The organism is Atribacterota bacterium, assembly GCA_028717805.1.
Lineage (GTDB): Bacteria > Atribacterota > Phoenicimicrobiia > Phoenicimicrobiales > Stramentimicrobiaceae > Stramentimicrobium.
The window spans coordinates 1-18,857 of record JAQUNC010000011.1 but is presented as its reverse complement, the minus strand read 5'-3'; the positions used below and the strand labels follow the sequence as shown (position 1 = coordinate 18,857).

The following is an 18,857-nucleotide window of genomic DNA, read 5'->3' as shown; positions in this document are numbered from 1 at the left end:
AATTCCTCCTATAAAAAAGTACTCTAAATCTTTTTAATTATATTTAATTATAGAGTAATCTCTTCTCTATTGATAAAACATGGTTCTTTTCTATTAACCATAACCAAGGGATTAGTGAATTAAGTCAGGCTTGAAGGAGTAATCTCAGTGGTGATGTTTCCTGATATGTCCACACTTTACCAATATTACAGGATGCTGGATGGAGATAATAATAAAAGTTAAAATACAACGATGGGTATTAGAAGGAAAAAAGTAAATAAAAGAGGATATGCCCCTTCTTATCACTGGATGTAACTCAAATTTAAGCAATAAAATTAAAGTAGTTAGATTTTATTTATATATTAGAGAACGCCTCAACTTACCAGAACATTTTTAGATAAGACAACAGGAGATGAATCGGTTCAATCCTTAATTGTATTTATTCTTTTTGAATAAATTGGACACTGTCCTCATCAATATCCAGATAGACATCACCTTCAATAAATTCCTTGGGAGCATAGTCCTCTACAATCAGGGCATGACCATTCTCAGTCTGAATCCAATAACGGATTATTTTGCCCAAATAACTGCTCTCAGAAATAATTCCTTTCCATAAATTAATGATAGGGTGATTAGGTTTTTCTTTATAAATTTTAATATCTTCAGGTCTGATACTTATTAACATTTTTTCATCAATTGAAAAGCCACTGCCCTTTATCCTGTTCATTGATAATTGTAATCCCTGGCAATCCAGAATAACCTTTACTGGTTCTATCTTTTTTACCATTGCCTCTAAAAAATTCTTCATTCCAATAAAATCAGCTACAAATTGATTTTGGGGATAATTATAAATTTCCCATGGGGTTCCAATTTGCTGAATTTTTCCTGAATTCATAACCACTATGGTATCTGACATAGAAAGGGCTTCTTCCTGATCATGTGTAACATAAACAGTAGTAATATCCAGCTTTTTCTGAATCTGCTTAATTTCATTTCGGACACTGATTCTAAGTTTGGCATCTAAATTAGACAGAGGCTCATCCATTAATAAAACTTCGGGTTCTAAAATAACCGTTCGACCAAGAGCCACCCGTTGTTGCTGCCCCCCGCTTAATTGAAAAATCATCTGTTTTTCTTTTCCTTCCAGGCCAATGAATCTTAAGATATTTTTTACTCTTTCTTCAATTTCACTTTTAGGTAGTTTTCTTAAATGTAAACCATAGGCTAGGTTATTAAATACATTCATATGAGGGAATAAAGCATAGGATTGAAACACCATACCTACTTTTCTTTTATGAGGAGGAATATCATTAATAAGCTTGTTATTTAATAATATTTTGCCACTATCTTCTTTAACAAAACCAGCAATAATTCTGAGGGTAGTTGTTTTTCCACATCCCGAAGGTCCTAATAAAGTAGTAAAATTCCCTCTTTCTATATCCAAATTTAAATTTTTCACAGCATCTACATTTCCATATCTTTTGTTTAAATCCTGAATTCTAATATGTATTTTTTCCATTTAAGCTCCTCTTTGACCTTGGGAAAATAGATTGATTCCTTTCCCCAAAAATAACTGTGTGAAGAAAATAACCAACAATGCAATCCCAAAAAGGGCAACACATAATGCAATAGCTGGTCCTAATTCGGCATACTGTATCAGACTTAATATCTCTGCTGTAGCAGTATTATTTCCCGGTGAAATTAAAAATATGACAATACTTAAATTGGTAATGGAACGTAAAAAGCCCATGATAAATCCTGATAAAAAAGGAATTTTAAGCAAAGGAAATATAATATCCTTAAATACTTGTAAGGGATGAGCCCCTAAGTTAATGGCTCCTTCTTCAATCTCGGCTCCAACCTGGGTTAAGCTTGCGGTGCAGGCTTGATATCCCAAAGGGATATTCCAGACCATTAATCCGAGAATAATAATAAGTGATGTACCGGTTAGAAGCAAAGGTGGGCTATTAAAGGCTAACAGAAATCCTACTCCCAGGAAAATACCGGGTATTGATGCCGGTAAGATGACCATAAAATCCAATACTTTCTTGCCAAAAAAATTCTTGCCAAAGATAAAATAACTGGCAAATAAAGAAAAAATAGCAGCACCTCCTCCCGCAAAAAGAGCATACTTTATGCTATTGTACAGACTACTAATTTTTGTACCCAGCAATATGTTCCAATGCTGTAAGGAAAATCTCCAGTCAATACCCCATGTTCTGGTGAAAGATCCTACCAGCAATACCCCATAAACCAGAATAATGATAAACACTATAAAGGAACTTAAAGAAAAGAGTACCCACTTGGTACTACTTCCTACCAAAGGTTTTTCCAGCCCACTGCCCTTCCCGGTGACTGTTACAAAGGATTTACCGCTGAGTATTTTACGGTTGATCATAAATAGTAAGAATGTGGGAATCAATAAAACAGCAGATAGGCCTGTTGCCCCTACTAAATCATAATGACCGCTTATTCTTCCAAAAATCTCAGTTGGCAATACCGGCCAGTTACCTGCTATCACAATCGGATTACCAAAATCTGCCAGAACATAGATTCCTACCAGGATTGCTGAATTTAATACTCCCGGCAAGGCAAGTGGAAAGGTAATAGTTTTAAACACATGATATCCATCACCACCAGCATTTTTGGCAGCAAATTCAATTGAAGGATCAATTTCCTTCAAAACGCTATCGATGATCATGTAAGAGTATGGGAAAAATGAGATGCTCTGGACTAACCATAATCCCTGCCACCCGTATATGCTCCATGTGAGATTAAATAACTCATAGGTAATCAAGCCTCTTCTTCCAAATAATAGAATCCAGGCCAAAGCAACAACAAAGGGCGGTGATAACAATGGCAGGATAGGAATAAAACGAAAAACTCTTTTCCCTGGTATATCAGAATACTCCAGGGTATAGGCATACAAAAACCCAATCACTGTTGCAGTAATCGTGGAAAGTACTGCAATAAAAAGGCTATTCTTGATAGCCCTTATCGATCTGGCCCGACTTAAGATAGTAATATAATCCTCAATTGTAGGATAAACAAAAACCTTGAAAACCGGCCAAACGACGAATACAAATAGTATTAAACCAAGCAATAGGATAATAAGATGAATCGTATTTATTTTGGCTAACTGTTCTTTTATTTTCATTTTTCCAAGAAATTTCAAAATAATTTGGCGGCATCACTTCATGCCGCCAAATTATTTTTGTTTATTCAATTATTTATTCGTAAGATCTTCCCATAATTCCAGTAAACGTTCCCTGTTTGCAATTGCCCAATCCCGATTATACTTTGTTAAAACAACTCCACTGATATCAGGAGAATTGGGTGGCGATACAACACCTGGTCTCGTTGGATATCTTTTTGCACCTACTGTCGCATTAATTTCCTGGGATTTTTCAGATAATACAAAATTAACAAATTTTAATGCTGAATCAGGATTTGGGCCACCCTTGATGGCACTCACTCCGCCTATCTCAAATCCAGTATAGGGGGGTATAATTAATTCCACCGGCAATCCCTGTTCTACTGAAACCAGAATATCATGCGCCCAAGACATGCCAACAACATATTCTCCCTGTGATGTAACTGTAATCGGTTCAGTTGCCTTGGCCATATATAGATCTACATTCTGGTCAAATTCGCGGAACCAATTCCAGGCAGCTTTTTCACCTGCTTCTATAGCCGCATCTCCTTCAAATCCAAAATAATGTGCAAGCTCAGTAAATCTGAAAATCATGTTCGCAATAAAGATATAAGCACCACCGCTGCTGGCTGGACTGGAAGAGACGACATTTCCTTTCCATTCAGGAGCCAGTAGGTCATCCCATGTTTTGGGAGGCAAAGTACCCGGCATTTCTTGTTCCAGCATTTCAGTGTTTAATACCAATCCTAATAATCCCAGATACCAGCCAAAATATTGGCCTTCAGGATCGATGAATTGAGATGGTATAGCTTTAGCATTCTCAGGAGAAATCTTAGCCAACAATCCATCTTTTGCTAAATCTCCATGGACATCTACTGAACCCCCGATGAATACATCCGCTTGAGGACGATCCTTTTCAGCCCTGACTCTGACAGCCATTTCACCAGCGCCACCAAGGATCCATTCCACATCAATACCAGTTTCATTTTTAAATTCACTGGCAATAGCTTCCAGTGTCGGAGAATCCAGAGCAGCATACACTAATACTTTGTCAGCTGCATAGATCGAAATATTAAACAGGCAAATAAACATACCTATTAACAGAATAACAAAAAAGTATTTCTTCATATCATAACCTCCATCCATTTTAATAAATTCTTAATTTCTATTCCTTTTATTATATTTTTCTCTTACCACTCCCCTCTTTTCTCATATCTTTTCTCATATGGAATAAATTGCTTTATAAAAAACCTTTCGGCAAGTAAATTAAGAATCCCCCGGATCAGCAGAATTCATCCTTTTAGAAAAAAGATATTGGTCTTGATATGCGACATCTGTTGCTAAAATATTTTTTGGCAAAATAGATGTTTCAATTGCGACTTTACGATTAATTACATCTAATTTCATTAAAATTATAGCATAAAAAAATAATTAGCATGTAAATATAATTATCAATTACATTCCAATTGAAATTCCAGGTCTTCCATTTCTGGAAAAAGATACTCATTCCCTTTGGTTGTAACTCGAAAATATGAAACCTTAATGGTACCGGGAAAGGTAATATCCGTAATAGCTATGCCTCCCTCAGGAAAATTCTTATCTTGACTATCATGTAACGGAGGATTTATACCGAATATTTTGCCGGAAATAGATTTTTTCAGCAATTGATGAATATGCCCTTGAAATACGCCTATAACCTTAGGATTTCTTAAGATACAGCTTTGTACTTCATGAAAATTATTTACGATGGCCTCATTCGGATGAAGAGAAAAATAGGCGTGTTCGGAAATGTCAATAGCAAAAATAGGGTGATGTGAAAAGATTAAAACTGGAGAATTATTTTCAGTCAATACCTTGCACATCCAGTCAATTTGCCTTCTGGATACAAAAGCCGATTGACCATCATTAGAATCCAAAATCAGCAAAAGAAAATCCTTTAATTTAGCGATTTCATATGAATTCTTCTTTTTTAAAATACTATTCAACATGCTTTTGTTGACATAGAAAAGATCATGGTTTCCGTAAAGATAAAAAACTTTCATATTAAAGTGTTCGAGTTCTTGACGAATAATCATTGTTAATTCCTCGTCTTCTAAACATGAAGTTCCCTCTATACGGTCACCTAAATCTATCACTGCATCCACTTGCCTGCTGATAAAGAATTCCATTATTTGTTGAATTAGCTTACGTTGCATAAACCATTTATTTTTTCTGGCATGCAGATCACTAATCATTCCCAGTTTAAGATTCATTGGCAGGCTCCCTCTTTAAATAATTCATTTGCTAACTAATTCTGCTATTTTCTTGGCTGCTTGAAAAGGGGTAATATCGCTAACATCGATTTTCGATGTATCCATGTTTTTATATAATCCAATTCTCTTGATGCTTCTTTCCAGGACATCAAGCGTCCTTTGATGTCGTGCAATATCCTTCATTAATCTTTTACTCAAGGCTGCTTCTGTCAGTGTTAAGGTAAAAATGTATGTTTTGATGTTTTCTAAATTCAGATGTTTAAGAATTTCACTGATAATCTCTTCCTGATGCATTACCCAGCAGAATATGATGTATTTATATTCTGAACAATTGATGAAACTGTTGAGCATAAAGCAGATGTTTTTCAGCACAATCTGCCTGGTTTCCTCATTGACGATAAACGGGTTCATGTTCCAACACCAGTCTCCGTCTAAAAAGACACCCGGCTGGAGCAATTGAAGAAGTTCCTGACTGATCGTTGTTTTTCCTGCCCCCATTGTTCCGTTTAATAGAATTAGCTTTTTCATATTTACCTGCTCAGATGACAGTTTCTGTATATCAGTACCTCACCCTGGCACATACAAATGGTGCTCTTATTTTTAATCTTACTGATATTTTTTTTCTCGGGAACAATCTGCTATAGCAATAAATATTTTACACTTGATGGTCTATCCATCGCAACTAAAACTTATTGACCATTGCAGGGTACACAGGGGGTCAGGCTTCACAAGTTCACATGTTTTTCAATTTCTCTACTCGAATTTATGATAAAATCATTTTCTTGATATCTCCCGGCTAATACATTGCTTACCGCTGAAGTTCCGATCCCAAGTAAACTGGCTATTTCCTTATTGGGTAAATCTGTATATTTTTTTAGCGTAGTAATATATAGCTTTCTAATATCTGATCTTGTCTTGCTTTTTGCATTGCCTCTTATCTTCTCTATTTCTATTTTAGTGACTTCTGTAATGATCTTAATTAGGGTATCACTTGCTACTTTAGGGCTTTTTTTAGTATTTTTTGGTTCTTCTATTTCATCTTCTTCTTTCTTCATTGATTCAATTACTTTTGTCTCTAACTCATCCATAAAAGCCAGATATCTTTTGAGGGCTTTTCCCCTGTGGATGTCGAACAAACTTAAGGGGAAATGTACATCTGCAAGTTGGGGATTGCCAAGATACTCCTGATGACTACTCCATTGGTAATTGAGGGCATCAACTAAATGTGCACGGACTGGATTCTGGTGGATATAACGAATCAATGACAGTAAATAGATATCTTTAGCACATAGGAAGGCTTTATATCTTTGTTCAAATACATGGCCGGTAGTGTTATTTATTCTATTATATTTTTGGGTAAAGACCTGTTGGATACCTTGCATGATTTTTGACAAGGGAATATCTGTCACCTTTATCAGCAAATGAGCATGATTATCCATGATGCAATAGGCATATAATTTGAAATGATATCTTTTTTTATATTTTAAGACAATTTTTTTATAGTTTTCCTTATCTTCCTTGTTTCTAAAGATATGGGAACGATTATTCCCCCGAACAAGGACATGATAAAGTGCACCATCATAATGAATCCTTGGTTTTCTGGCCATGATCTTCACCTGTCTTAATTTTTCTCAGTATAGCATTATGTTGTGAACTTGTGAAGCCTGACCCCTTCTATTGCTATTGCCTTCTATTGAAAAATAGCTGTTAAAGGAATCATCCCCGTAATATAGTTAAGGAATATATAAGCCCGATTCCACTGGAATAAGTAAACTTATTTGCGGTATAAAGGTCAATACAATTAAAGCTATAATAGCCGCTAACAGATAAGGTAAAATCTCTCTGGCTATCTCATCCAGAGTGCTTTTTGTTAAATTAGCGGCAACATAAAGGTTTACTGCTACTGGTGGAGTAATTTGCCCAATGGCTAGGGCAATAACAAAGATAATTCCAAAAAAGAGTGGATCAATCTGGTAATGAACCAAGATAGGCATAAAAATGGGCATAAAGACATAAATAATGGAAATGGCATCCAAAAACATTCCGGCAATAAGAATGGCACCATTAGCCAATAGGAGGACAACTATGGGGCTTTTGGCAACCTGGATAATTGTTTCGGCAATAGTGTCAATAACACCTAAAACCATAGAAGCAATAGAAAATTGAGTGGCAAAAGCAACTACGAACATAACAACAGAAGACATTATCACCGAATCAACCAGGGTCTGGTATAAACCTTTTAAATCTAGAGTATGATAAATAAAGACACCTACAAAAATACTGTAAAAAACAGCAAATACCGCTGCTTCAGTAGGAGTAGCAATGCCTGCATAAATTCCACCAAGTATAATCACTGGAGCTATTAATGCCCAGATAGTCTCTTTAAAGGTTTGCCATATTTCTCTGGTAGAGCCTCGTTCACAAATTCCTCGATAACCTCTTTTTCGAGAGATAAAATAAGCGGCAATAATAAGAAAAACACCTACAAAGATTCCCGGAATAATCCCCCCCAAAAAGAGTGCACCTACTGAAACATCTGTCACATTACCATAAATAATAAAGGCAATACTGGGTGGGATGACAATAGCCAGACCACTGGCAGCAGCAATGGTGGCGCCAGAAAAACTCTTATCGTAATTTTGATTAATCATTGCTGGGATCATGGTTAATCCAACCGCTGCCGTAGTAGCGGGTCCCGATCCTGACACTGCTCCCCAGAACATACAGGTTAAAATACCCGCTATAGCCAGTCCTCCTGCAGTTTTTCCCACTATGATAGTAGCCAGATCAGAAATTTTTTGTGCCAATTTTGCCTTGGACATCAAGCTACCGGCCAGAACAAAGAAAGGTATCGCTATGAGAGGAAATTTTGCTATTCCAGCCGAATAATTCCGTGAAATCAGCGTTACTCCAATATCAAATTGCCAGATAGCAAAGACAGAGGCAAAACCAATAGCGGTGCCAATAGGAACACCAATTAATAAAAGTAAGAAAAAAATTCCAAAGAGGATTGCTATTTCCATTATTTTATTTCCCCCTCTATTCGCTGAAATTCTTTGAATATTCCCTTGATAATATTTTTAAAAATAAATAAAGAAAATATAGGTATTCCTATAGTATAAATCCATTGGGGTATTCTTAATGCTTCGCTTTCCATATGAAAAATGGTTATATCCATATAAATTTCTCTTAAAGCATAGTAATCTACTATGAGAAACAGTAAGATAGCCATAAAGGCGGAAATAACTGCGGCAATTTTTCTGGGAACCTTAGGTAGTTTTTCATAGATGGTAGTCATACCTAAATGGGCGCCTCTTTCAAAGGCAATTGCAATTCCCAGGGTAGTCATCCAGACAAAAAAATGAATGGCAATTTCCTCAGTAAAGGCAAAGGAGAGGTGAAAAAACCACCGGCTTAAAACATTAACAAAGGCAATAGAAGCCATAATAAACAATAAAATTGCCGAAATAAATTCCTCAGGCACAATTTTCTTCTTTTTCATAGTGTAACCCCTTAATATTTTAAAGTATAAGGGGGATAGATGTGGGTATCCCCCTTATTATTATATAATCAAGGCAATCTTATTGATTCATGTCTGATTTTGCTGCTTCCACTAAATCTTTACCAATTATTTCAACCCATTTATCTGTAACATCTTTAGTTGCCTCAATAAAATCACTCAATTGTTCAGGTGTTAGATTCACTACTTCTGCTCCCTGACTCTCCATATAGACAGCCTGATCAACTATTTCCGGTACCTCTCCAAATTTTTCTTTCAGTATGTTAATGGACCTTTCTCCATCAAAACCTCTTCTGGCATAAGCCTTTTCCCATTCAGCAGCATCTCTAGCGGCTTCTTTTACTGCTAATTTTATTACATCCGGGAAAGAATCCCATACTCTCTTATTAACACAAAATATTAACGGATCAGCCAGATAATTCCAGTTGGTTACATACTTATGATATTCCCAGATTCTTACCGGTAATAATACACCATAGGGATTCTCCTGTCCATCCACTGCTCCCTGCTGGAAACCAGTTACCGCGTCAGCCCAATTCATATGAATGGGATCGGCACCCAATGCTCTAAATATATCATCATAGATTGCTGTCGGGCAAACACGAATCCTTAAACCTTTCAAATCTGCCGGAGCACTTATTGGTCTTACATTATTGGTTACCTGACGGAATCCATTTTCTCCCCAGGCTAAGGCAATAACCTGCATCTTTTCCATTTCCTCAAATATCATCTGACCGCTTTTCCCATTCTCTATTCTGTCCAGATTTTCTAAAGTATTGATAAAAAAGGGAAGGGAAAATAGATTATGTGATTTTACTACTGATGAAGAATTGATTGTTGATTCAACCGCGAAATCAATACTTCCTTCAGCAACTGCCTGGAGCCAATTCATCTGTTTACCAGCCAGCAGCTGGCTATTCCAATAAGGTTTAACAACAATTTTCCCATTAGTTTTTTCTGCCATCAAATCAGCCCACCTCTGAGCACCCATTCCCCAACTGTATGTATTTCCTACATTAACAGTCATAGTATATTCTTTCTTAGGTGTGAATTCAGCAGCCCAAGAAATAGATATACCAGCAATTATGATAACCAGAACAAGTATACTTAGTACTATTGATTTTTTCATTTCAAATTTCCTCCTCATCTTTAATAATAATCGAAATAATTAAATGCTTTTTCCTATATTATTATTGATTTTATTCTTCTTCAACACCTCCTTTTTATTCTAAATTAGGTATTTCAATGTATTGTGCAATTTTATCTAAAAAACGTGCTGCATCTGCACCATCAATCACTCTATGATCGTAAGAAAGGGAAAGATATGCCATTTCCCTGATAGCTATTTTATCATCCTCCATAATACAGGGCTTTTTTAATATTCTACCCACACCCAGAATAGCTACCTCTGGAGGATTCAAAATGGGAGTGAAAAAATCTGTTCTCATCATCCCCAGATTAGTAATTGTGAAGGTAGAATCCTTAATATCTCTTTCGCTAATAGCGCCACTCCTGGACTTGTCTACTAATTCTTTTAATTGCTCATTTATGGTTTTTAATTTTAATTTATCTGCCTCCCTGATTACCGGTACCATCAATCCCTTATCTGTATCTACAGCAATACCTATATTAATATTCTTAAACAATATATATTCTTTCTTTTCAGTATTAAAATGAGCATTAAATTTATTTAATTCCTTTAATACTCGAGCCAGGATAAAGATTAAACCAGAAGTTACACTTACCTTCTGTTCTTTGCTAATTTTTTTCAATTCAGTAAAATCAATTTCTGTGACATTAGTTAAAGTAATGGCGTCATGGAAAGATTTAGACAACCTTTCCATGATGGTCCTTCTTAAACCCGAAAGTTTTTCTATGTTAAGTTCTTCCTCTTTGGAAGCAAAAGAAAGGAAATTAAGTATATCACATTTTTCTATTCTGCCATCTGGCCCTGTACCCTTAATCCTGGAAAGGTCAAGATTCTTTTCCTGAGCTATTTTTCTAGCCAGAGGAGAAGCCTTTCTACGTCTTCCCCTATCTGTATCCGGAGAGGCAATTTTAGTAGAAGAAATTTCTTCTTTTTCCAATTCCACAACTGATTTTTTTGGTTCTTCTTTTGCCTGGTATTCTTTTAATTTTTCTCCTTCTTCACCTATCAGGGCAATTACAGTACCTACTTTTATTTCTTCTTGTTCCTGAAATATTATTTTTAGAAGAATACCTGAAACAGGGGAAGCAACCTCATTGGTTATCTTTTCAGAGGAAACTTCAAGAAGTGGCTCCCCTTCTTTAACCATATCCCCCTCTTTTTTGAACCATTTTTCGATAAAACCGGATTCCATAGTTAATCCAAACTTAGGCATTTTAATTTCGTACATTTTGCCTTACCTACCTTAAAATCTGCTTTACTGCTGTTATTACATCTTTATAATTAGGTGTAACAAAATCCTGAAGATTTGCGGCAAAAGGCATAGGGACATTTTTTGCTCCCACCCGTATAATGGGGGCATCTAAATAATCAAATGCCTCTTCTTGTACTACACTAGTAATTTCTGCTCCCCATCCGGCTCTTTTCCAGGTCTCATGAGCTACGATGAGATGATTAGTCTTTTTTACAGATTCAATAACTGTCTTTCTATCCCAGGGAACCAGGGTTCTTAAATCTATTATTTCTGCACTCATACCCTCTTTTTTTAGCTCCTCTGCTGCTTTTAGAGATTCGTGTACCATACGAGAGATGGTTACCACTGTAACATCATTTCCCTCTCTTTTAACTTCTGCTATTCCAAGGGGAATAGTATAATCTTCTTCGGGGACAGGTCCCCTCATTCTATAAAGCATTTTGTGTTCAAAACAGATAACCGGATCATCCTCCTGTAAAGCTTTTTTTATAAGCCCTTTTACATCATAAGGAGTAGAAGGGATGACTACCTTAATTCCTGGAACATGCATAAATATAGTCTCTATGCATTCTGAATGCTGAGCTGCCGCAGAATTAGAGATACCATCGGGACCCCTCAACAATAAACGAAGTTTTCCCTGACCACCGGTCATATATCTAATCTTTTCAATTTGAAGAGTTATAGATTGAATACCAGTAAATAGAAAATCAGCAAAATGAAATTCTACAATCGGTCTCATTCCTACTAAAGCAGCACCCAATGCGGAACCATAAATAACCTCTTCAGAAATGGGGGTGTCAAATATTCTGTCTGGAAATTTTCCCAGCAGGGATTTATAAGCACCAAATATACCTCCTTGTCTGGCTATATCTTCGCCATAAGTAAAAATAGCAGGATCTTTTTCCATTTCTTCTAAGATAGCTTCTCCTAGAGCTTCTGCAAAGGTTATTTCTCTCATCTTTACCTCCTTTTAATAATCATATCCTGAATCATGGATAAAAAGATCGGTTAAAGCATCTTTACCATCAGGGATTGGGCTTTCTTTTGCAAATATAACCGCCTCTTTAATTTTTTTCTGGGCACTTTCCCATATGTTTTTCTTTTCAGTACTGTTCAGTATTTTTTCTCTTTCTAATCTTTTCTCAAATTTTTTGATGGGTTCATTCAACCAGAACTCCACAACTTCCTTTTTATTTCTATATAGTTCGGGGTCCCCCACAAAATGTCCTTTTATCCGATAGGTTTTAGCTTCGATTAAAGATGGGCCACCGCCATCTCTGGCTCTTTTCACCATTTCCCGGGTAGCTTCATAAACAGCTATTACATCATTCCCGTCTATAGTTATTCCTGGTATTCCATATGCCACTGCTCGGTCAGAAATATTCTCTATGGCAGTGGTTGCTTGGGTAGAGGCGGTAGAAGCATACTTATTGTTTTCTAAGACAAAAATTACTGGCAGTTTATAAATAGAGGCAAAATTCAAGCTTTCATGGAAAGCACCGGTATTAGATGCTCCATCGCCAAAGAAGGCTACTACTATTTGGTTACTTTTTTTCATCTTTATTCCTAATCCAGCGCCAACAGCAATAGGAAGTCCGCCCCCTACTACTCCATTTGCCCCCAAAACACCAAGAGAAAAGTCTGCTATATGCATCGAACCACCTTTGCCTTTACAATAGCCTGTTTCTTTGCCGTAGAGTTCTGCCATCATCCTATTGATATCTGCTCCCTTAGCAATCATATGTCCATGCCCACGATGGGTACTGGTAATAAAATCATCTTTTCGGAGATTTGCCATAACTCCCGTAGCAATGGCTTCTTCGCCAATATAAAGATGGAGAAATCCAGGGAGTTCTCCTTCCAGGAATAATTTTTCCGCCATTAATTCAAAATTTCTAATTAGTACCATTGTGGTATAAAGATTTAATAAAAAATCATTGGAATTTTCCATAAAAATTAGCCTCCAGATTTTTTATTGGCATTTTATTATTTAATTCTTTGATAGATTTTAAATAAGCAATTTTTGTGCCATAATTAATCAATTATAAAAAGACTATTTTATAAGGAGTTTAAGATAAAAATGTGGTAAAGGTGTAAAAGTACCCGGCTTTTTTACACTTAATATGTAAAATATCTTTACAATCCCAGTAGTTAGTAAAAAAGTAGGGATTGATTTTAAGATTCTCTCTTAATATTCCATTTTTTTATATGATGGTAAATAGTAGGTCTGGATATTCCTAAAATTTTTGATGTTCTGGAAATATTCCACTTAGTATTGTGAAGGGTCTTAACTAAAGAATCTCTTTTAAACTGGTCTATAGATTTATACAGGGAATCATTTTTTAATATAACTTCTGGTAGGTGAAATCTATTTAATTCATTGCTGTCACTGAGAGTTAATGCCCTTTCGATGATGTTTTCCAGTTCTCTAACGTTCCCCGGAAAACTATAGTTGAGCAGGGGCTTATAAAATGAATCATCAATCTTTATTATGTTTTTTTGCAATTTTTGAGAGAATTTTTCTATAAAATATTTTGTTAATAGAAGAATATCTTCATTTCTTTCCCTTAAGGCAGGAATATTGTTTTGAATTACATTTAGTCTATGAAATAAATCTACTCTGAAATTTCCATTATCCACTTCTCGTGATAAATCTTTATTCGAGGCAGCAATCACTCGAACATCTACCGGGATAGGCCTGGCTCCGCTAATCCTGGTAACACTTTTTTCTTGCAGAACCCTTAATAATTTTACCTGAAGGTCTAAAGGGAGTTCACCAATTTCATCCAGGAAAATAGTGCCCCCATTAGCTAATTCGAACTTACCAGGTCTTCCCCTTTTATCAGCACCGGTAAAGCTTCCTGGTTCATAACCAAAAAACTCACTTTCTGCTAATTCTCGCGGTATTGCTCCACAGTTTATTACCACAAATGGTCCTGCTCTTCTCAAACCCTCATAATGTATTGCCTGAGCAAACATTTCCTTTCCGGTACCAGTTTCTCCTAAAATTAAGACATTGGAATTAGATTTGGCAGCAATTTCGGCAATCCTGATAGCTTCTTTTAATTTAGTACTATTACCTATGATATCGGCAAAACTAAACTTTGCTTGAGCTCCTATATAGGAAGTCACAAATTTCCTCACCCTGGTTATTTCTCTAAAGAAGTCTACCACTCCTGCAAATTGCCCTTCTTCATCTCTTACTACTACCGCACTCTTTACAAAATGTAGCGTCCCCATAAGAGGGCTATTTATAATAAACTCGCGGTCAGTATATCCCTTATGGGTGTCATAGACAGATAAAATAACCGGGTCAAAATCTACAATATCTCCTACAAATTCCCCCAGTGATCTTCTGGGATTGACACGCAAAATTTCCCCTGCTTTATCATTCATATACAAGATTTTTGCTTCTTTATCCAGGCAGAGAATACCATCTTTCATTCCTTCGCTTATTATGTCCAGGTATTTCTTAGATAGTTTTAAATTTTCTGATATTTCCATCCAGGTTATTTCTTTTTCTATAGCCTGGGAAAGAGAAGATACGATTCCCAGGGCATAATCTGGGTAATCATCTACCTTTGAGGAAAAAGCAATAACACCACGAATATTTCCAGAAGCAGTATGAATGGGGGAAGCAGCACAAGCCCAATCTTTCAATTCCGGGAAGGTATGATCTGGTCCAATATATTCTATATCGTGATTATTTTTCAGAGAAAAGCTTACTGCAGTCTTACCAAATACTTCTTCTTTTACTACACATCCTTCAGTAAAAATCCCCTTTTCTCTACCCAGGCAGATTACCTTTAGCAGCACCTGATCAGCATCCAAAAAAGAGATTAAGAAATTTTTCTTTTTTATTTTAGAAAAAAACTTATCTATAAAAGAATCTATTAAAGATAAATATACCTCATTTAATTCTCTTCTCTTATTGAGTTCTGCCGGAGATATATGGATCATTTCTAAATCTCTTAAACCTTTGATATTTTGTATTTTTGTTTTTTGAAATGCCTATTTTATCTCTATAAGTAAATCAACATTGTTAAATCTTTTTACATCTTTATCTTCTATTTTAAGTAAATGTTGAAAATTAATCAATATTTTTTCCTTTACCTCATCTATGGATAGAGGAAGGCCGCAGGAAAGATTGGTCACCTCACTTCTTTTACTCTTAATAGGAATTCTTATATTTTCAGGATAATTTTCTTCCCATTTTATTACTTTTCTTAATTGTCCCAGGTCAGCATTCACTAGAAGAGAGGCATGATAGAAAAAGTTGTTATTCTTAATAGCAACTGCAGAGCCTAAAACTTTTTTCCCATCTAAAAAGATGGAATTCCTTTCTTTTATTTCCATACTCTTATGGAAAAAAAGAAGACCTTCCAAAATAACGTTGGTAATCCCGCCAGTTTCCTCCAGAAAATACTTAGAAAATAGAATCTTATCTTTGCTTTTACATAAGGTTATATTCAAATTTCCCCGGTCATGGTATACTGTTCCCCCTCCCGTAAATCTCCTGAAGAGCGATATTTTATTTTTTGTTACATAATCAAGATTTAACTCGTATTCTTCTTTTTGGAATTTACCAATCACTGCACAGGGATTATTTTGCCAGAATCTTAGGATGAGGGCATCAGTAAGATATATATTTAAAATCTTTTTTTCTATCTGAAAATTTATTTCGGGTTCAAAATTGGGAATATCTATTAGAATCAGTCTCATCTTGGCTCTAATTCTTTACATTTGGTTCATAGTTTAAGAACACCATGATGTATATTGTCTCCCAGGATATCAATAGTAGGATAGTCTGGCACTAAAAGTATTTTGATGACAAAGATAGGCAGCAGACTATACCATGAATTATAACAAATTACCTTTTAATAGGAAAGTTTTTATATCTTATACCTTTCCTTTATTTTGCTCTTGGACGAAATAATGTAACTGTTTGGTTCTTTAATTTATTTAATCTACTACACTATACCTTAGCCTTTGCCTTTGCCTTAGCCTTTGTCAGTAGTAGCGGCAAAATTAGTTGGATTTTTCCGGACTAATATCTTTTAACTTGGAATACTATCGGCAAACTATTTTTCTTACCCTCTGAAAATAATTTTCAATCCACTTCACCTGGAGCTAATAGCTTTCCGGTCATATCCCGCTCTACAGCAGTCATTCTCTATTCTCATATTACAGAAATGATTGTTATTTCTGAATCAATACGGAACATTTGTTCTTGAAATCTTATTTTAATAATCCAATCTTATCTCTAAGTGCATTGTTTAAGAAAGAGGAGGGATCTGTTTCTTTCATTTTCTCCAGACAGGTTAAAGCCTGATTTTTATTTTTTTGCTCCACAAATAAGCCAGCCAGATAGGATTCACCAAAAGCTTTCTTGTCAAATTCCTCTAACATCAGATAAGCATTTCCTCGATTATAATATGCCCAGGCGTATTTGGGATCATTTTCTATTGCCCTGCTATAATCAATTATAGCTTTCAGGTATTCTTCTAATCTATAAAAAGCATTTCCTCGATTCACATAATATATAGAACTAGCAGAATCTAATTTTATTGCTTTAGTATAATCACTCAGTAATTTTCGGTACTCTCCCAGCAGGTAATAAGAATAACCACGTCTATTATAAATAGAGGGATCATTGGGTTTTAATTCTATAGCCTTGGTATAATCATCCATTGCTAGCCGATATTTACCCAAATTATAATAGGCTATTGCACGATTAACATAAGCATCGACATATTTAGAATCAAGCTCTATTGCCTTACTATAAAATTCTATTTTTAATTTTTGGTCATTATCCTTTTTAGCTTTGTTAAACCATTCTTCGGCAGTTTCTGGTTCTGAAGCAAAAATTGGACAGGAACAATAAATTAAAGTAGCAAGTAGTATTATTCTTGTTAAAAAATAGAAATACTTTTCCCTCTTAATATTCATGCTTCATAAGCTCCTTTTCTTATCGTCGTCAAAATAGATTCTTACTCAACTTTTTAAAAATACTCCTACTCTCTTACTCAAAGAAATGATTTTGTCATGTGCAGCAAAATTGTGGATAAAGACTGATCTCCAAAAATTTTGTTAAGATTTATTTCTATCAGTCATATTCATATGATTTTATTATAAATCGCCTGTATTTGCATTCTGAAAAATGATAATATTTCCCTATTCTTCACAGCTGTCTTTCTGAAGCTGTTTCTTCCTCAAAAAAAGTTATTAATTTAAGAGGATTTGCTTTTACCATTAATAAGAGCTTTCTAAATTCTGGCAAAAAGAATCATATACTGATGTCCATATTTTTTCTCACATTTTGGACAATAGGCATAATGGATATAGTATTCATCATCGGTTGGGGCCTTTTTTCCTTCTTTTTCCAAGTACATATTCATATCTTTTACAAATTTGGGGATGGCATTATACGGTCCGTCATATACTTTGGCCATGAAAGTTCCGGGAATGCTAACATTATTTGCACCCGAGACATCTCCGGTGACAGAAATATAAATGTTTGATTTAAAGGCACTCGGATCTTGAAACAAAACTAGAACTTCATCCATTTTTGCATCTATCTTGTTGGCGCTTGTGGCCAGATTCATCATCCTGGTTATCTTTTGGCTAATCATGGGAGGAAAGGGAGTATGAAAAAGGGTAGGAATTGTCTCTTTAATAAAATGTTTGCCTTCCCAGTTAAATGTTTTTTTATCCCATTTTTCAGGATGAAACTCAGGACAACATTCTTTATCCTCGTTAGTCATTTTTTGACCTCCTAATAACTAAAATATTTCACTAACTGAACCAAATATTTAATTATTTTTAGTTATATTATATCACTAAAAACAATTCTCTTCGTTCTTTTTTTATAGGTAGTTTAACAATATCTCCCGGTTACTTTATCGATTTTATCCCTAATATCGTTTCTAATTCCTAAAATGGGAGATAAAATATGAATTCTTTTCCCAAAAACTAAACAAGTTTTAGACCTACAAACAATCCTCCAGCTATTTGTTATTATTTGGGCATAAAGAAAGTGATATTGCTATCCTGATTGATTAGATTATTCTGAGGTTGAATGTTATTTTACCATGATAGATGCCAATACTTCTACGGGGAGAAGGGATGCGGTTGAGATAACTGTAGACTTAGAATATGGTATTTTAAATTTATCTTTCTTTTGAATTATTTTCTATGGTTACCTAAATACCATGTGGTCTGTATTTAAGCATAGAGAGAGAAGATTAATTTTTCGCAATAAGCCTTCTCTGGACCAAATCTTTAATATATCTTCTTTTTGTTACGTGTTGCTACATCAAATACTACTGCTGCTACTAAAACCAGTGCTCGGACAACATACTGATAGGATATATCAATACCCATCAGGTTCATACCGCTGGTTAAGGACATCATGACAAAGGCACCTACAATAGACCCGGTAACCTTTCCAATCCCACCGGAGGGCGAAGCACCTCCAACAAAAGCAGCTGCTATTGCATCCATCTCAAATAACATTCCTGCTGTTGTGGTTGCTGATTTAAAACGTGAAG

Annotated in this window: 17 protein-coding genes and 1 pseudogene; all 18 read right to left on the bottom strand. The window is 35.4% G+C overall.

Going from position 1 to position 18,857, the window contains the following annotated elements:
- Positions 1-418: 418 nt before the first annotated feature.
- The gene (locus PHD84_03890; protein ID MDD5636947.1) at positions 419-1,498 is read right to left on the bottom strand and encodes an ABC transporter ATP-binding protein; all 1,080 of its coding nucleotides are present in this window, start codon (positions 1,496-1,498) and stop codon (positions 419-421) included.
- On the bottom strand, positions 1,499-2,251 hold the full coding sequence (locus tag PHD84_03885; protein ID MDD5636946.1) for an ABC transporter permease subunit: 753 nt from the start codon (positions 2,249-2,251) through the stop codon (positions 1,499-1,501).
- Between the two features lie 138 nt (positions 2,252-2,389).
- Positions 2,390-3,136: pseudogene (locus tag PHD84_03880) on the bottom strand (ABC transporter permease subunit).
- Positions 3,137-3,205: 69 nt separating this feature from the next.
- Entirely contained in the window at positions 3,206-4,261 is a 1,056-nt protein-coding gene (locus PHD84_03875) for an extracellular solute-binding protein (protein ID MDD5636945.1), read from the bottom strand.
- A gap of 323 nt (positions 4,262-4,584) precedes the next feature.
- On the bottom strand, positions 4,585-5,385 hold the full coding sequence (locus tag PHD84_03870) for a metallophosphoesterase (protein MDD5636944.1): 801 nt from the start codon (positions 5,383-5,385) through the stop codon (positions 4,585-4,587).
- A gap of 24 nt (positions 5,386-5,409) precedes the next feature.
- Positions 5,410-5,913, bottom strand: a complete 504-nt coding sequence (locus PHD84_03865) for an AAA family ATPase (protein MDD5636943.1) — start codon at positions 5,911-5,913, stop codon at positions 5,410-5,412.
- A 197-nt stretch (positions 5,914-6,110) separates the two neighbouring features.
- Positions 6,111-6,992: a transposase gene (locus PHD84_03860; GenBank protein ID MDD5636942.1), complete on the bottom strand. Its 882-nt coding sequence runs from the start codon at positions 6,990-6,992 to the stop codon at positions 6,111-6,113.
- A gap of 126 nt (positions 6,993-7,118) precedes the next feature.
- Entirely contained in the window at positions 7,119-8,408 is a 1,290-nt protein-coding gene (locus tag PHD84_03855; GenBank protein MDD5636941.1) for a TRAP transporter large permease subunit, read from the bottom strand.
- Positions 8,408-8,887, bottom strand: coding sequence for a TRAP transporter small permease (locus PHD84_03850; GenBank protein ID MDD5636940.1), 480 nt, complete (start codon positions 8,885-8,887; stop codon positions 8,408-8,410). Before PHD84_03850 ends, PHD84_03855 begins: the two co-directional genes overlap by 1 nt.
- Before the next feature lie 79 nt (positions 8,888-8,966).
- Positions 8,967-10,034: a DctP family TRAP transporter solute-binding subunit gene (locus PHD84_03845; GenBank protein MDD5636939.1), complete on the bottom strand. Its 1,068-nt coding sequence runs from the start codon at positions 10,032-10,034 to the stop codon at positions 8,967-8,969.
- Between the two features lie 94 nt (positions 10,035-10,128).
- Positions 10,129-11,283, bottom strand: a complete 1,155-nt coding sequence (locus PHD84_03840) for a dihydrolipoamide acetyltransferase family protein (GenBank protein MDD5636938.1) — start codon at positions 11,281-11,283, stop codon at positions 10,129-10,131.
- Between the two features lie 10 nt (positions 11,284-11,293).
- Positions 11,294-12,265, bottom strand: coding sequence for an alpha-ketoacid dehydrogenase subunit beta (locus PHD84_03835; protein ID MDD5636937.1), 972 nt, complete (start codon positions 12,263-12,265; stop codon positions 11,294-11,296).
- 12 nt (positions 12,266-12,277) lie between these two features.
- Positions 12,278-13,258 carry a thiamine pyrophosphate-dependent dehydrogenase E1 component subunit alpha gene (locus PHD84_03830; GenBank protein ID MDD5636936.1) on the bottom strand — a complete coding sequence of 327 codons (981 nt, stop codon included), beginning with the start codon at positions 13,256-13,258 and terminating at the stop codon, positions 12,278-12,280.
- Positions 13,259-13,482: 224 nt separating this feature from the next.
- On the bottom strand, positions 13,483-15,267 hold the full coding sequence (locus PHD84_03825; protein ID MDD5636935.1) for a sigma 54-interacting transcriptional regulator: 1,785 nt from the start codon (positions 15,265-15,267) through the stop codon (positions 13,483-13,485).
- A 51-nt stretch (positions 15,268-15,318) separates the two neighbouring features.
- Positions 15,319-16,029 carry a lipoate--protein ligase family protein gene (locus PHD84_03820; GenBank protein MDD5636934.1) on the bottom strand — a complete coding sequence of 237 codons (711 nt, stop codon included), beginning with the start codon at positions 16,027-16,029 and terminating at the stop codon, positions 15,319-15,321.
- 516 nt (positions 16,030-16,545) lie between these two features.
- The gene (locus PHD84_03815; GenBank protein MDD5636933.1) at positions 16,546-17,256 is read right to left on the bottom strand and encodes a tetratricopeptide repeat protein; all 711 of its coding nucleotides are present in this window, start codon (positions 17,254-17,256) and stop codon (positions 16,546-16,548) included.
- 317 nt (positions 17,257-17,573) lie between these two features.
- Positions 17,574-18,071 (bottom strand): hypothetical protein, encoded by a 498-nt coding sequence (locus tag PHD84_03810; protein MDD5636932.1) that lies wholly within the window; start codon positions 18,069-18,071, stop codon positions 17,574-17,576.
- Between the two features lie 517 nt (positions 18,072-18,588).
- Positions 18,589-18,857 (bottom strand): sugar ABC transporter permease (locus PHD84_03805; protein MDD5636931.1); only part of this gene is annotated, 269 nt, incomplete at its 5' end.

Bases quoted from the DNA above. Each gene is read 5' to 3' on its own strand.
- PHD84_03890 (MDD5636947.1), bottom strand. From the start codon at position 1,498: ATGGAAAAAATACATATTAGAATTCAGGATTTAAACAAAAGATATGGA.
- PHD84_03875 (MDD5636945.1), bottom strand. From the start codon at position 4,261: ATGAAGAAATACTTTTTTGTTATTCTGTTAATAGGTATGTTTATTTGC.
- PHD84_03870 (MDD5636944.1), bottom strand. From the start codon at position 5,385: ATGAATCTTAAACTGGGAATGATTAGTGATCTGCATGCCAGAAAAAAT.
- PHD84_03865 (MDD5636943.1), bottom strand. From the start codon at position 5,913: ATGAAAAAGCTAATTCTATTAAACGGAACAATGGGGGCAGGAAAAACA.
- PHD84_03860 (MDD5636942.1), bottom strand. From the start codon at position 6,992: ATGGCCAGAAAACCAAGGATTCATTATGATGGTGCACTTTATCATGTC.
- PHD84_03855 (MDD5636941.1), bottom strand. From the start codon at position 8,408: ATGGAAATAGCAATCCTCTTTGGAATTTTTTTCTTACTTTTATTAATT.
- PHD84_03850 (MDD5636940.1), bottom strand. From the start codon at position 8,887: ATGAAAAAGAAGAAAATTGTGCCTGAGGAATTTATTTCGGCAATTTTA.
- PHD84_03845 (MDD5636939.1), bottom strand. From the start codon at position 10,034: ATGAAAAAATCAATAGTACTAAGTATACTTGTTCTGGTTATCATAATT.
- PHD84_03840 (MDD5636938.1), bottom strand. From the start codon at position 11,283: ATGTACGAAATTAAAATGCCTAAGTTTGGATTAACTATGGAATCCGGT.
- PHD84_03835 (MDD5636937.1), bottom strand. From the start codon at position 12,265: ATGAGAGAAATAACCTTTGCAGAAGCTCTAGGAGAAGCTATCTTAGAA.
- PHD84_03830 (MDD5636936.1), bottom strand. From the start codon at position 13,258: ATGGAAAATTCCAATGATTTTTTATTAAATCTTTATACCACAATGGTA.
- PHD84_03825 (MDD5636935.1), bottom strand. From the start codon at position 15,267: ATGATCCATATATCTCCGGCAGAACTCAATAAGAGAAGAGAATTAAAT.
- PHD84_03820 (MDD5636934.1), bottom strand. From the start codon at position 16,029: ATGAGACTGATTCTAATAGATATTCCCAATTTTGAACCCGAAATAAAT.
- PHD84_03815 (MDD5636933.1), bottom strand. From the start codon at position 17,256: ATGAATATTAAGAGGGAAAAGTATTTCTATTTTTTAACAAGAATAATA.
- PHD84_03810 (MDD5636932.1), bottom strand. From the start codon at position 18,071: ATGACTAACGAGGATAAAGAATGTTGTCCTGAGTTTCATCCTGAAAAA.